Annotated in this window: 13 protein-coding genes; 6 read left to right on the top strand and 7 right to left on the bottom strand. The window is 38.3% G+C overall.

Annotated elements, in window-relative coordinates:
- Positions 1-48 precede the first annotated feature (48 nt).
- The 4 genes from INP94_RS02545 to INP94_RS02560 all read left to right on the top strand — a co-directional run bounded on the left by INP94_RS02545 (position 49) and on the right by INP94_RS02560 (position 2,759).
- Complete coding sequence (locus tag INP94_RS02545; protein WP_032804166.1) at positions 49-384, top strand: MaoP family protein; 336 nt, start codon at positions 49-51, stop codon at positions 382-384.
- Positions 385-484: 100 nt separating this feature from the next.
- Positions 485-1,576, top strand: coding sequence for a tRNA (uridine(54)-C5)-methyltransferase TrmA (gene trmA, locus INP94_RS02550; RefSeq protein WP_193451723.1), 1,092 nt, complete (start codon positions 485-487; stop codon positions 1,574-1,576).
- Positions 1,558-2,325: a class I SAM-dependent methyltransferase gene (locus tag INP94_RS02555; protein WP_197543939.1), complete on the top strand. Its 768-nt coding sequence runs from the start codon at positions 1,558-1,560 to the stop codon at positions 2,323-2,325. The genes trmA and INP94_RS02555 overlap by 19 nt, the downstream gene beginning before the upstream one ends.
- The gene (locus INP94_RS02560; protein ID WP_197543940.1) at positions 2,319-2,759 is read left to right on the top strand and encodes a SoxR reducing system RseC family protein; all 441 of its coding nucleotides are present in this window, start codon (positions 2,319-2,321) and stop codon (positions 2,757-2,759) included. Before INP94_RS02555 ends, INP94_RS02560 begins: the two co-directional genes overlap by 7 nt.
- A gap of 100 nt (positions 2,760-2,859) precedes the next feature.
- Here INP94_RS02560 and INP94_RS02565 read toward each other — a convergent pair whose 3' ends face one another.
- The 3 genes from INP94_RS02565 to pepE all read right to left on the bottom strand — a co-directional run bounded on the left by INP94_RS02565 (position 2,860) and on the right by pepE (position 6,218).
- Positions 2,860-4,131, bottom strand: a complete 1,272-nt coding sequence (locus tag INP94_RS02565; RefSeq protein ID WP_197543941.1) for a M20 family metallo-hydrolase — start codon at positions 4,129-4,131, stop codon at positions 2,860-2,862.
- Positions 4,132-4,200: 69 nt separating this feature from the next.
- The gene (gene dcuC, locus INP94_RS02570; protein WP_197543942.1) at positions 4,201-5,496 is read right to left on the bottom strand and encodes a C4-dicarboxylate transporter DcuC; all 1,296 of its coding nucleotides are present in this window, start codon (positions 5,494-5,496) and stop codon (positions 4,201-4,203) included.
- Positions 5,497-5,513: 17 nt separating this feature from the next.
- Positions 5,514-6,218, bottom strand: a complete 705-nt coding sequence (gene pepE, locus INP94_RS02575; protein ID WP_197543943.1) for a dipeptidase PepE — start codon at positions 6,216-6,218, stop codon at positions 5,514-5,516.
- Positions 6,219-6,340: 122 nt separating this feature from the next.
- Between pepE and INP94_RS02580 the strand changes: the two genes are divergently transcribed.
- The gene (locus INP94_RS02580; protein WP_197543944.1) at positions 6,341-7,576 is read left to right on the top strand and encodes a Zn-dependent hydrolase; all 1,236 of its coding nucleotides are present in this window, start codon (positions 6,341-6,343) and stop codon (positions 7,574-7,576) included.
- Positions 7,577-7,612: 36 nt separating this feature from the next.
- Here the strand turns inward: INP94_RS02580 and INP94_RS02585 are convergent, their stop codons facing one another.
- From INP94_RS02585 to INP94_RS02600, 4 genes are all read right to left on the bottom strand, one after another.
- A complete protein-coding gene (locus INP94_RS02585; RefSeq protein WP_197543945.1) occupies positions 7,613-8,077 on the bottom strand; it encodes an Lrp/AsnC family transcriptional regulator in 465 nt (154 codons plus the stop codon).
- A gap of 79 nt (positions 8,078-8,156) precedes the next feature.
- Positions 8,157-9,686 (bottom strand): YfcC family protein, encoded by a 1,530-nt coding sequence (locus INP94_RS02590; RefSeq protein ID WP_049373766.1) that lies wholly within the window; start codon positions 9,684-9,686, stop codon positions 8,157-8,159.
- 100 nt (positions 9,687-9,786) lie between these two features.
- Positions 9,787-10,719: a carbamate kinase gene (arcC, locus tag INP94_RS02595; RefSeq protein ID WP_049373767.1), complete on the bottom strand. Its 933-nt coding sequence runs from the start codon at positions 10,717-10,719 to the stop codon at positions 9,787-9,789.
- Positions 10,720-10,727: 8 nt separating this feature from the next.
- A complete protein-coding gene (locus tag INP94_RS02600; RefSeq protein ID WP_197543946.1) occupies positions 10,728-11,732 on the bottom strand; it encodes an ornithine carbamoyltransferase in 1,005 nt (334 codons plus the stop codon).
- 287 nt (positions 11,733-12,019) lie between these two features.
- Between INP94_RS02600 and cpdB the strand changes: the two genes are divergently transcribed.
- Entirely contained in the window at positions 12,020-13,993 is a 1,974-nt protein-coding gene (gene cpdB / locus INP94_RS02605; protein ID WP_197543947.1) for a 2',3'-cyclic-nucleotide 2'-phosphodiesterase, read from the top strand.
- Positions 13,994-14,045 lie beyond the last annotated feature (52 nt).

A 14,045-nucleotide genomic window follows, 5' to 3' on the forward strand; every position in this document is an offset into this window, starting at 1 on the left:
AATTGGTTTAATGCCTGCCGTTTTTAAATATAAAGAAGAGAGATGATTATGGCTGCTAGTTTCAGTGTTACTCGTCGTTTTTTTGACGACAAAAACTACCCACGCGGATTTTCCCGTCACGGTGATTATACAATCAAAGAATCCCAAGTATTAGAGCAATATGGTCAAGCGTTTAAAGCATTAGATTCAGGCGAGCGCAAGCCAGCGACAAAAGAAGAAAAAGAATTTGTTGCATTTTGCCGTGGTGAACGTGCACCGGAAACTTTCTTCGAAAAAACCTGGAATAAATATCGTACTCGCATTAACACAACAAAACGTGTTTACACCTTATCAGGTGATGTGAGCGAAGCGGCTTCTGGCGGCGAAGATTATTCTGGCGAATAATACATTTTAAAAGGCAGGCAGAAGCTTGCCTTTTGCTTTTTTACTCAATCCCCATGTTTGCCAAGGGCTGGGGATATTTATCATTCAAACGTAAACATCAATGCAACTACCCATTTCCCAATATACCGAACTCCTGCAAAAAAAGACTGAAAAACTGACCGCACTTTTGCAGCCTTTTAACGCCCCAGAAATAGCCGTGTTTGATTCGCCAACCAGCCATTATCGGATGCGTGCAGAATTTCGTATTTGGCATGATAAAGGCGATTTTTATCACATCATGTTTGATCAAAGCACCTTGCAGCGCTATCGAGTTGATGAGTTTCCAATTGCCAGCAAACTGATCAATCGCATGATGAAAGCCTTATTACCGTTGTTAAAAACGCAGGAAGTGCTTTATAAAAAACTGTTTCAAATTGATTATTTGAGCACACTCAGCAATAAGATCATTGTGAGCCTGCTTTACCACAAGCAACTCACGGAAGAATGGCAAAGCGCTGCAGCAAACCTAAAAAGTGAATTACAACAACTTGGTTTTGATGTGCAGCTGATTGGTCGTGCGAATAAACAAAAAATCTGTTTAGAGCAAGATTTTGTTGATGAAGTATTACCGGTAAAAGGGCGTAATTATGTTTATCGCCAAGTAGAAAATAGTTTCACTCAACCTAATGCAGCGGTGAATTGCAAGATGTTGGAATGGGCGATTGATTGCACTCAAGGTTCTCAAGGTGATTTATTAGAGCTGTATTGTGGTAACGGCAATTTCTCTATTGCCCTTGCACAAAACTTCCGCAAAGTACTTGCTACTGAAATCGCCAAGCCATCCGTGGCTGCCGCACAATTTAATATTGCGGAAAATGCGATCGATAATCTGCAAATTATTCGTATGTCCGCAGAAGAATTTACCCAAGCAATGAATGGCCTACGTGAGTTTAATCGCTTAAAAGGCATTGATTTAAAAGCCTATCAATGCAATACGATTTTTGTTGATCCACCACGCGCGGGACTTGATCCAGATACAGTGAAACTGGTACAGAATTACGATCGTATTTTATACATCTCCTGCAATCCACATACCCTTTGTGAGAATTTGCAAACCCTAAGCCAAACCCACCGCATTGAAAAAGCGGCGCTGTTTGATCAATTCCCTTACACAGATCATATGGAAAGCGGTGTATGGCTGGTGAGAAAATAAAAATTCAACTGCTTGCCGAAGAGGGAAAATTATCAGAATTGACCGCACTTTGCGCCCCTCTTGGTATCGAGCATTGCACTGAAAGTCCGCTCGCATTGGTGCAAACTGAAACTCATCTCGCCTTGCGTAAGCTAGACGAGCCCAAATTGGGCGATGTGTTTGTGGATTTCGTAGCTGGAGCCATGGCGCATCGTCGTAAATTTGGCGGTGGACGTGGCGAAGCTATTGCCAAAGCTGTAGGCATTAAGGGTGCAGAATTGCCGAGCGTGATTGATGCCACAGCAGGACTTGGTCGAGATGCGTTTGTTTTAGCTTCTATCGGTTGCCAAGTGCGTTTAGTGGAGCGTCATCCGGTAGTATATTTACTATTGCAGGATGGCCTCAATCGAGCCTATCAGGATGCAGAAATAGGCGAAATGATGCAACAAAATATGCGTTTACTAGATGTTCATCATATTGCCGAACTTGATCCACAAACCGAGAGTGCCGATGTGGTGTATTTAGACCCAATGTATCCACACAAGCAAAAATCCGCTCTAGTCAAAAAAGAAATGCGTGTATTCCAACATTTGGTTGGTGCCGACTTGGATGCTGATGAGCTCTTGACACCTGCGCTACAATTAGCCCTTAAACGTGTGGTGGTAAAACGTCCTGATTATGCGGAGTTTTTAGCGCAAAAAGCCCCCCATGTCAGTCGTGAAACCAAAAACCACCGCTTTGATATCTATATGGGGGAAGCACAATGTTAAAAGAAAGTGCCATTGTGATGAGCTATGATGCGGAAACTGGTCTTGCTAAAGTGAAATGTCAGTCACAAAGTGCTTGTGGGGCTTGCTCGGCTAGAGAAGCCTGTGGAACAGCCTCCCTTTCTGAACTCAATGGAAAACGGGGCGAGCATATCTTCACGCTAGAAACCATCACGCCACTGCGCACGGGTCAAATGGTGGAGATCGGTCTAGAAGAGAAATCTATGCTTTTCTCCGCACTATTAATGTATATTGTGCCACTTTTCACTCTATTGATTGCAACATTACTTTCCAACTATATCAGTGAAAATGAACTTATCCGTGCGATTTTAATCTTTATGTTGACCGCACTTTCCTTTGTCATGGTTAAACGTTACACCCGAAAACTTGGCCAACAAACGGAATTTCAACCTGTATTGTTGAGAGTATTGTCCTAAATAAAAAGAACGGTTAAAAACAATTAAATTTTCAACCGCTCTTTTGTACTTTAAGCTTATTACTACTCGAAAGGCCTACATAAAGATGTAGGCTTTTCTATTAAGATAATAATCTTTGTACTAAAGAAGTATAAATATTAACCCCAGTAAGTAATTGATTTTCATCAAAATCGAATTCAGCTTCATGATGACCTGCTGTGCGATCTGCACCAAGAATGAAGTAAATAGCTTTGCCCCCATGTTCTTGTACACGTCTACCTAAAATTGTCGCATCTTCACTTGCATTGAAAGCATAATCTGAATTTACGTTATTTATTTGTGGTTGTTCAAGGGATATTTCTTCGATGAGTTTTATAAGTTCAACATCGTTATTCATATCCACTGCTTCACCTACAATTTCAGTTTCATACGCTACATCAAAACTTATGGAGATACCTTTGGCTATTTGCATGACTTGTTCAGTCATGTATTCATTAATTGCTTTATTTTCTCCCCGCACTTCTAATTGTAATTCAGCAGAGGATGGAATGACATTTCGTCCTTCACCCGCTTTTAGCACCCCTACATTAATTCTTGTCATGCCTTCACCATGGCGTGCAATACCATGAAGTTGAGTGACTGTATGCGCTGCAGCTAATAAAGCATTACGACCTAAATGAGGGGCAGCACCTGCATGTGCAGGTTTACCTTTATAGCGAATATCAATTTTTGTAGTGGAAAGAAAATTTCTTGGATTAGCAATAACTGTGCCTGTATTCGCACAAAAACTAATGTGTGAAGAAGCAAAATAATCTGCATCATCAATTATGCCACTTTGTGCAATAGCTGCTGCACCTCGAACACCTTCTTCTGCTGGTTGGAATACAATTTTTACTTTTCCAGTGAGTTTATCTTTGTTCTGAGCGATCCATAATGCAACACCTAAACCTATTGTAATATGTGAATCATGTCCACAAGCATGCATAAAACCATCGTTAATTGAGGCAAAACCTTCTTTATTTGGAATATGCTCGGATGAGCGAGTTTCCGTTACATTTACACAGTCGATATCAAAACGCAACGCGATGGTTTTTCCTGGTTTACCTGAATCAAATAATGCCACACAACCAGTGTACCCTTCCATTTTTTCGAGCCATTTTTCATTGGCTCCATAGGCTTTTGCATTAGCTAAACCTTTATCTACTAAGGCTTTTTTTCGTCCACGAACAAAGTCTGGATTTATAATTTGTTTGCCAAGAAAAATTTCAAAACAACCTAAGCCTTCCAAGTAATCCGCAATGCGAGAAGTTGTCCAAAATTCACTCCAACCAATTTCTGGAAAACGATGAAATTCACGCCGCCATTTAACAAGTTGATTTAAATCTAAGTTCATTTTTTCTCCTTTAAAAGTCTATAAAAACAGACCGCACTTAAATAAAGTGCGACCAATTTTTTACTATTTCTACAACATAAATAATGCTAAGAATAAAACAGCAAGTATCATGCCTGGTGCGGTACGTTTTACCATTTCTACTGGGCTTACCATCGCAAGGCCTGCACAAACAATGGTTACACCTGCAATTGGTGAAGCTGTACGACCAATTGCACCAGCAATAGCTGCTGCCATACCAAGATTTACGTGAGTGTAGCCGAGTTCTACAGCATGTGGCGTGACGGCAGTATTAAAGGCAATCGCTGCTGCATCGCCAGAGCCTGTAATTAAGCCCATTAAGAATGGTCCAATTGTTGCACCCCAACGCACAAATTCGTTGGATTCTTTTAAGAAAGAAATTGCAGCATCAACTGCGCCCGTAGATTTTAATCCTGCTACAAATACACTAGCTGCAATGATGATACCAAGTACGTTTGCATAAGAATTTCCCATACCATTGAAAAATTCTTCAGTGATTTTTACTGGGGAAATGCGAGTTACTATAATGCCGTAAATTGCGCCAATAAGCATCGCTTGAGGAACGCCCATCTTAGTCCATTCAAGACCCGGCACTTGTTGTAATGACGTTCCACCAATTACTAAAATAACTAATGGTATTAATGGTGCAAGGGCATAAAGTACATTGACGCCTTCAACAACTTTAATTTCACTTTCTTTTTGTTCTGCAAAATAAGCTTTACTATGTTGTTCACCATAATCTTTAAAAACAAGCGCAAGAATTGTCAAAACAACAGCACCTATTGCTCCCGCAATCATACTATATGGCGCATGTGAAAGGTTTACTTGAGTGATAGTTAAGCCTGACATTTCACTAATCATTGCTGAGTGAGAAGAACCCGGGCTCATCATTGATCCAAAAGTCCCTGCTAAAATAGCTGCACCAGCAGTAGCTGGTCGAACACCCGCACTTTTTAAAACAGGAATTAATGTTGCACCAACCGCAGCTGCACAACCAGCAGCAGAAGGAATAGCAATATTGATGAAAAAGGTGATGACTGTTGCAATCGGAATTAAGAAGAATTTTAATCCGCTTAATGGTTTGGTAAGTAAATGTACTAGATGAGTATCACATTGAGTGTATTTCATTACATAAGCAAAACCCATACTAGAACAGATAGCCATAATTAATCCGCCAGATGTCATACTTTTGGCAAAAGCATCTAATGCGCCCATTGGATTAAGCGTCAGAATGGACATTATTAAACCCACACCAATCAAAACGGTTCGGGTTTCGGCTTTTTTAATCAGAAAATAAATTGTGGCAATAATGCCAACCACTGCAACGATGGATTTAAATAATTCCATTATATGTTCCTTTTAAGTTAATAAGAAAAAGTTGTATTGATGTCAAATGTGCCACATTCCATATTTTCACTGAAGCACAAAATAGGATTTTCACCCAACACAGTTGCCATTTCATTTTGTATATGAAGCGCAGAACCTTCAGGCAATGCATATACAAGTGCGGTTGGATTAACGAGTAAAAATTCTGCCAAACGTTCTTCTCTGCTTTCACCATTGTGGCCTTGCATTTTACCTGAAATAAAGTGCGGATTAATTTGATGAGGAAAAAGCTGTAATGCTTGAAATGAAGGAGGATAAGTAATCGGCATATCATTAGTTGTCATAATAGATGCGCCCGCTACATTGGCCCCAGCACTCCAACCCAAATAAGGCGTACCGCTATTTACTTTTTCACGAATGATATCAATCAAATTATGTTCATAAAGCTGTTTTAATAAACAAAATGTATTCCCGCCGCCAATAGCAATGACATCTGCTTGTTCAATAATATCTCGATGCTGTTTACCATGATGAACGGAAACAATATTCATCCTTAAATCAGAAAGTGCATTTTGCACAGTTTTTTCATATTCATCAAAAGTACGGCGTACTCCAGCATAAGGCACAAAAGCAATTGTTTTACCACGATAATCAGTCAGGAAATTTTGTAACCAAGGTATGGTGTGTTCAAGATAACCTGTATTCTTGTATTTTGAGCTACTGAGCAGTAACATGTTTTTCATTTCCTACTCCTTTTTAGAGGCATTTAGCAATACCGATATTACACTTAGAAAAGGTTAGTTTTCAAAGAAAAATTATTATTGTTTGACGGATATCAAAAAATAAACCGTATCAGGAGAAAACCATGTCAATTAATCTTAATCGTGTTCAAAATTTAATTGAAAAACTGGCTTTTATTTCATCAGCACCAAACGAGCTGACTCGCTTAGCTTTTACAGAGGAGGATGAAAAGGCCCATAATATGATTATTGAATTATGTAAAGAATATGATTTATCTATTCGTCGAGATTCAATTGGAAATCTTTTTATTCGTAAGGCAGGTAAAGAAGATTTTTTACCTGCAGTTGCATTCGGATCACATATTGATACTGTTGTAAATGCTGGTAAATTTGATGGTCCTTTGGGATCTGTTGCTGGGTTGGAAATTCTTTTGCAATTATGTGAACAGAATATTCAGACTCGTTATCCTTTAGAATTGATAATTTTTACTTGTGAAGAATCGAGTAGATTTAATTTTGCTACATTGGGTAGTAAAGTTATGTGCGGCATAGTAAATCAAGAAAAATTAAGTTCGTTACGTGATAAACAAGAAAAGAGTTTATCAGAAGCTATGGCTGAAGTAGGAATGAATTTTAATTTGGTTAATCAAGCAAAACGTGATGCAAAGGAATTTAAATGTTTTTTTGAACTTCATATAGAACAAGGCCCTCGTTTAGAGAATGAGGGAAAAACAATAGGTGTTGTGACAGGTATTGCTGCCCCGATTCGTGCAATTGTTAAAATTAAAGGACAAGCGGATCATTCAGGAGCAACAGCAATGCATTATCGTCATGATGCATTGTTAGGAGGAGCTGAGTTATCACTTGCTATTGAGCAAGCTGCTATTCAAGCTGGACATTCTACAGTAGCTACAGTAGGTAATATTACAGCTAAACCAGGAGTAATGAATGTTGTGCCAGGATATTGCGAATTATTAGTAGATATTCGAGGTACACATGTACAAGCTAGAGATTCTGTATTTGAATTATTACAAGAGGAAATTAGTAAAGTTTCAGAAAAAAGAGGATTATTAATTGAGTTACAACTTATTTCAAAAGATAATCCAATAGTATTACCTGAAAATATGGTAAACCAAATAGCTGAAACTGCACATTCCCTTGGTTATTCTTACGAAATAATGCCAAGTGGTGCTGGACATGATGCAATGCATATGGCAACACTTTGTCCGACAGGTATGATTTTTGTTCCATCTCATTTGGGAATTAGTCATAACCCTCTTGAATTTACTGATTGGAAAGATATAGAGGCAGGAATTAAAGTTTTACAAAAAGTTATATTAAAACAGGCTGAAGTTTGTTAATTGTTATAAAAACTCGTATAAATAATACGAGTTTTTTTATAAAGGCAACTCCGTTGTCGATTTTACTGTTTTTAATATGATTTCTGATTTTAATGTTTTAATGCCGATTGCATTTGTAAGATAAGTGTTTTTTATATGATTAAGTTCTTCAATATCTGAGACACAGAGCTTAAGTAAGAAGTCGTAACTGCCAGCCATAAAATGACATTCAATAATTTGTGGGATTAATTTCACTTCAAAAATAAACCGCTCTTTAAGCTCTGGATTTTCCTCATTGAATGTACCTAATAGGTAGGAAATCAGGTGGCAATTTACTTTTTTAGGATTTAACAGAGCAACATAGCCATCGATTACGCCATCATGCTCTAACTGATTCACTCGCCGTAAACATGCTGAATTGGATAAACCAATCTCTTTTGCTAACTCATTATTTTGTAAACGTCCATTTCGTTGTAATGCTTTTAAAATGCGAGTATCAATATTATCAAAGCATTTCTTCATATAAAGGTCCTTTTATGGGAATTTTGATAGGAATAATACAACAAAACCGCAGGCATTGCCTGCGGTTTTTTTCTCATTATTAAGAACCATAAAGTGAAACTTGGACAAGAAGTAAAATCGAACCAATTAGGAGTAAGCATCCAATCATTGGTAGAACAAATTTTACCCACTTGTTAAACGGAATGTGTAACATTTGAAGTGTCACAAGTACTAATCCTGTTGGTGCTAGGAATAGCATTGCATATTGTCCCCAGTTATAGGCTGAAACCACGATATCACGAGGAATACCTACAGCATCCGCTAACGGCGCCATAATTGGCATTGATAGCACTGCAAGTCCTGATGATGACGGAACAATAAGTCCAAGGAAAATGAAGACGACTAATTGACCAAGGATAAATAAGCTACCAGGCATTCCACTTACGAGATTAGACATATAATCTAGGATTGTGTCAGAGATCATGCCTTGTTCTAGTACAAGGTTTACACCACGAGCAAGACCAATGATTAATGAAACACCTACAAGTTCAGATGCACCCTCTGTGAAAGACTCTACGATTTCTTTCTCTTTTAGACCACTGATTAACATGATAACAATGGTGAAAGAGAGAAATGATGCCGCCATTTGAGGGAACCACCAACCACCTGCCATAACCCCCCAAATCATCATTGGGAATGCTAAACAGAATAGGATGAGTATAAGTTTTCTTCTTAAAGTGAATTCAATAACAGCATTTGGATCAAAGTTTTTCATATAACGTTGACGAAACTCATCTCTATCTTCATAAGTATAAGAGAAACTTGGATCTGCCTTCACTTTTTTACCATACCAATATAGATATGCGATTACACAAAGACCACCGAGAACTAAACCAATAGTACGGAAACCAATTCCTTCGGTAAATTGTATTCCTGCTGCATTAGAAGCAATAACAACTGAAAATGGGTTAATTGTTGAGAAAGCCGTGCCCATAGATGATGCTAAGAATATAGCCCCTACACAAATAATAGCATCATATCCTAACGCTAAGAACACTGGTACCAGAATCGGATAAAAAGCAACAGCCTCTTCTTCAATACCACAAGTTGTGCCACCAAGAAGCATCAAAATAGATACACTAAATACTATTAAAAACTCATTTCCCTTTGTTTTTCTTGCTAAAGCCATTAATCCCGCATTAAACGATCCTGTACGATTTATTACACCAATCATACCTCCAAGGACGAAGATAAAGACCATTACATCGACAGCTTCAATTGTTCCCTCAACCATACTGACTGGAATATCTTGAATACCTTTATGATGTTGCTCGATACGCTGGTAAGAACCAGGAATGGCGATAGGTTTTTTGATTACACCTTCAGTAAAATTAGTGAGTTTAATTTTAATGTTAAAGTCATCCAGTGTTTTTTCTGTTGCGGGATATGTTTTATCTTGTTCACCATAAGACTTAACAACAAAAACCTTATCCTGCATATTATAGGTTAATTTAGAGTAGGAGCCGGAAGGAATAACCCAAGTAAGCCCTACAGCAATAATTAAAATGAAGAAAAGAATAGTAAATGCTGATGGAAAACTAAAACTTTTCTTTTTATTCGCTGCTTCCATAATTAACTCCTTGTTAATCATAGTGTGATAAATTGGCACCGTATAGCATCACATAATACGATGCCAATTTCATTAGTACTGATACGTCTCTTTTATATTATTAATCATAATAGGTAATGTGGTCTGCATTCTTAGTAATGCGAGTACCTGCTTTTCCTTTTACAATATCTACAATATCAGAAAGAGAACCAATAACTGCATCTTTTCCGGTGTTACGTGCAAAATTAACAGCAGCTTGAACTTTTGGTCCCATTGAACCAGCAGCAAAGTTAAGTTTTTCCATTTCTTCCGGAGAAGCTACCGCAATAGCTTTTTGCGTTGGTTTGCCCCAATCAATAAAGGTTGCAGAAACATCGGTAGCAATAACAAAGAGATCTGCTTCTAAATTTTCTGCAAGTAATGCAGAACATAGATCTTTATCAATTACAGCCTCAACCCCTTGTAAATTATGCTGTTCATCATAATAAGTCGGAATACCGCCACCACCAGCACAAATCACGATACTGCCTTTTTCTAACAACCATTTTACTGGTCGAATTTCAAATATACGTTTAGGTAACGGACTTGGTACAACTCGACGGTATTTATCTCCATCTTGTGCAATAGACCAATTTTTCTCTTTTGCTAAACGCTCAGCTTCTTCTTTAGAATAAACAGGACCAATTGGTTTAGTCGGGTTTTTAAAAGCTGGGTCATTGATATCGACTTCAACTTGGGAAAGTAATGTGGCAAATGGAACTTCAAAAGGAACTAGGTTACCTAATTCTTGTTGAATCATATAGCCAATCATTCCTACAGATTCTGCACCTAAAACATCTAATGGATAAGTCGGCACATCCTTGTAAGCAGCACCCTGTAAAGCAAGTAAACCAACTTGAGGACCATTACCATGAGCAATAACTAATTCATTATTTGGATAAATTTTAGCAATTTGCTCACAAGCAATGCGTACATTTTGTCGTTGATTCTCTGCGGTTAATGGCTCACCTCGACGTAACAAGGCATTACCACCTAGTGCAATAACAATTCTCATAACTCCTCCTAAGCTAAGCTTGCTACCATTACCGCTTTAATTGTATGCATACGGTTTTCAGCTTGCTCAAAAGCAATATTCATTGGCGATTCAAATACGTCTTCAGTCACTTCAATACCATTTGCTAAAGCAGGATATTTTTCAGCAATTTGACGACCCACTTTGGTTTCACTGTTATGGAACGCTGGTAAGCAGTGCATAAATTTCACTTTAGGGTTACCAGTGCGTTTCATTAACTCTGGGGTCACTTGGTAAGGCAATAATAATTGGATACGATCACCCCATGTTTCTAGTGGTTCACCCATTGAAACCCAAACGTCGGTATGTACAAAATCAACACCGTTCACTGCTTTATCAATATCGTCAGTAACTGTGATTCTTGCTCCACTTTGTTTAGCAAAGCCTTCACATAATTCTACTAATTCAGCATCTGGTAATAATGCTTTAGGACCACAAATACGGACATCCATACCTAATTTTGCACCAATCAATAATAAAGAGTTACCCATATTGTTGCGAGCATCACCAATATATACGTAGCTAATTTCGCTTAATGGTTTATCGCAATTTTCAATCATAGTAAGCACGTCAGCTAGCATTTGTGTTGGGTGGAATTCATCTGTTAACCCATTAAAAACAGGCACTCCAGCATAATCAGCAAGCTCTTGAACAATAGTTTGTTTAAATCCACGATATTCTATTGCATCGTACATTCTTCCAAGTACCCGCGCTGTATCTTTCATACTTTCTTTATGCCCAATTTGAGAGGAATTTGGATCGATATAAGTCACTCGAGCACCTTGGTCATAAGCTGCAACTTCAAAAGCACAACGAGTACGCGTTGAGGTCTTTTCAAAAATTAGCGCTATATTTTTACCTTGAAGTTTAGGTTGTTCAGTTCCAGCATATTTCGCTCGTTTTAAATCGCGGGATAAATCTAGTAAGTACTTAATTTCACGTTCTGAATGATTAACAAGACTTAATAGGTGTCTATTTTTAAGATTGAAAGCCATAGTAATCTCCTTATTTTATGTTATTAATAAATGGTGAGTATTCACTTATCTACTTACTGTGAATGGCTCAATTTTAAAAATAATCAAATCGAATTTGATATCTTGTTTTTATTTAAAATGTAAAATTTTGCAATAAAGTTTAATATTTTATTTAATAAACGAAATTTTATTTCATATATTTTAATTTGTGATCTATATCACACTTAATTTTTTAGCTATAAAATGCACTTTCTTTATATGTAAAAGAGATTTAAAATCCTGTCGATTCTCACACAACAGGAGCACATATGATCAACAGAAGAGATTTCATCCAACTTGGCGCAAGCAGTATTTTAGCGTTAAGTGCGAGCCGTTTTGCTTTTGCGAAAAACGACACACAAGTCGATTTACGTATCGTAGCCACGACCGATATTCACAGTTTTTTGACTGACTTCGATTACTACAAAGATGCACCTACTGAGAAATTCGGTTTTACCCGTGCAGCAAGCTTGATTCGTCAAGCACGTAAAGAGGTGAAAAACAGCGTTTTAGTTGATAACGGTGACTTAATCCAAGGTAACCCAATTGCTGACTATCAAGCAGCGAAAGGTTATAAAGAAGGCAAACCAAACCCTGCTGTAGATTGCTTAAATGCGATGCACTATGAAGTCGGCACATTAGGTAACCACGAATTTAACTATGGCTTAGATTATTTAGCCGATGCGATTAAACAAGCGAAATTTCCAATCATCAATGCCAACGTAGTAAAAGTCGGTACCGAAGAGCCCTATTTCACACCTTATGTGATTCAAACCAAAGAAGTGGTAGATAGCCAAGGTAAAAAGCACAAACTAAACATTGGTTATATCGGTTTTGTACCACCTCAAATTATGGTATGGGATAAAGCAAACTTACAAGGCAAAGTAGAAACTCGCGATATCGTGAAAACTGCACAAAAATATGTGCCAGAAATGAAACAAAAAGGCGCAGATATTATTGTGGCACTTGCTCACACAGGCCCATCAGATGAGCCATATCAAGAAGGTGCAGAAAACTCCGCATTCTACCTTGCTGATGTACCACACATTGACGCGATTGTTTTCGGTCACTCTCACCGTCTATTCCCAAACAAAGAGTTCGCCAAATCACCAAACGCAGATATTGCTAAAGGTACTGTAAAAGGCGTACCTGAAAGTATGGCTGGCTACTGGGCAAACAACATCAGTGTAATCGACTTAACCCTTGCTCAACACAACGGCAAATGGTTAGTGGCTGATGGTAAAGCGGTACTTCGCCCAATTTATGATGCTGAAAACAAAAAAGCGACCACAGAAAGTGATGCCGAATTGACCGCACTTTTAAAACCTGTGCATGAAGCCACCCGTGAATTTGTGGCACAGCCAATCGGTAAAGCGACCGATAACATGTATAGCTACTTAGCCCTAGTGCAAGATGACCCAACCATTCAAATTGTGAACCAAGCACAAAAAGCTTATGTTGAAAAAGTAGCACCAAGTGTTGCAGCAATGGTAGGCTTACCAATTTTAAGTGCGGGCGCACCATTTAAAGCAGGTGGACGTAAAAATGACCCTACTGGCTATACTGAAGTGAACAAAGGTGAATTAACCTTCCGTAATGCAGCAGATTTATATCTCTATCCAAATACCTTAGTTGTGGTGAAAGCAACCGGTGAAGAACTGAAAGAGTGGTTAGAATGTAGCGCAGGTATGTTCAAACAAATCGATCCTACCAGCGACAAACCACAATCTTTACTTGATTGGGACGGTTTCCGTACCTATAACTATGATGTGATTGACGGCGTAAATTATGAATTCGACCTGACTCAACCACCGCGTTATGACGGCGAATGTAAATTGATTAACCCGAACTCACACCGTGTAGTGAATTTAACTTACCAAGGTAAACCGGTTGATCCAAAAGCAGAATTCTTAATTGCGACTAACAACTATCGTGCTTACGGTAATAAATTCCCAGGCACGGGCGATGCACACATTGTTTACGCTTCTCCTGATGAAAACCGCCAAATTCTTGCGGATTACATCAAAGCAGAAAGCGAAAAAAATGGCCATGTAAACCCAAGTGCGGATAAAAACTGGCGCTTTGCACCGATTAAAGGTAACGATAAATTAGACGTACGTTTTGAAACCTCACCAAGCGAACAAGCGGCGAAATTCATTCAAGATAATGCACAATACCCAATGAAGAAAGTCGGCACCGATGAAGTGGGCTTTGCGGTATATCAAATCGATTTATCAAAATAACAGAAAAAGGGCGTGCTCAGCACGCCCTACTTATTTCAAAGTGCGGTCAATT

The sequence above is a fragment of the Haemophilus parainfluenzae genome (assembly GCF_014931395.1).
In the GTDB taxonomy this organism is placed as follows: Bacteria; Pseudomonadota; Gammaproteobacteria; order Enterobacterales; family Pasteurellaceae; genus Haemophilus_D.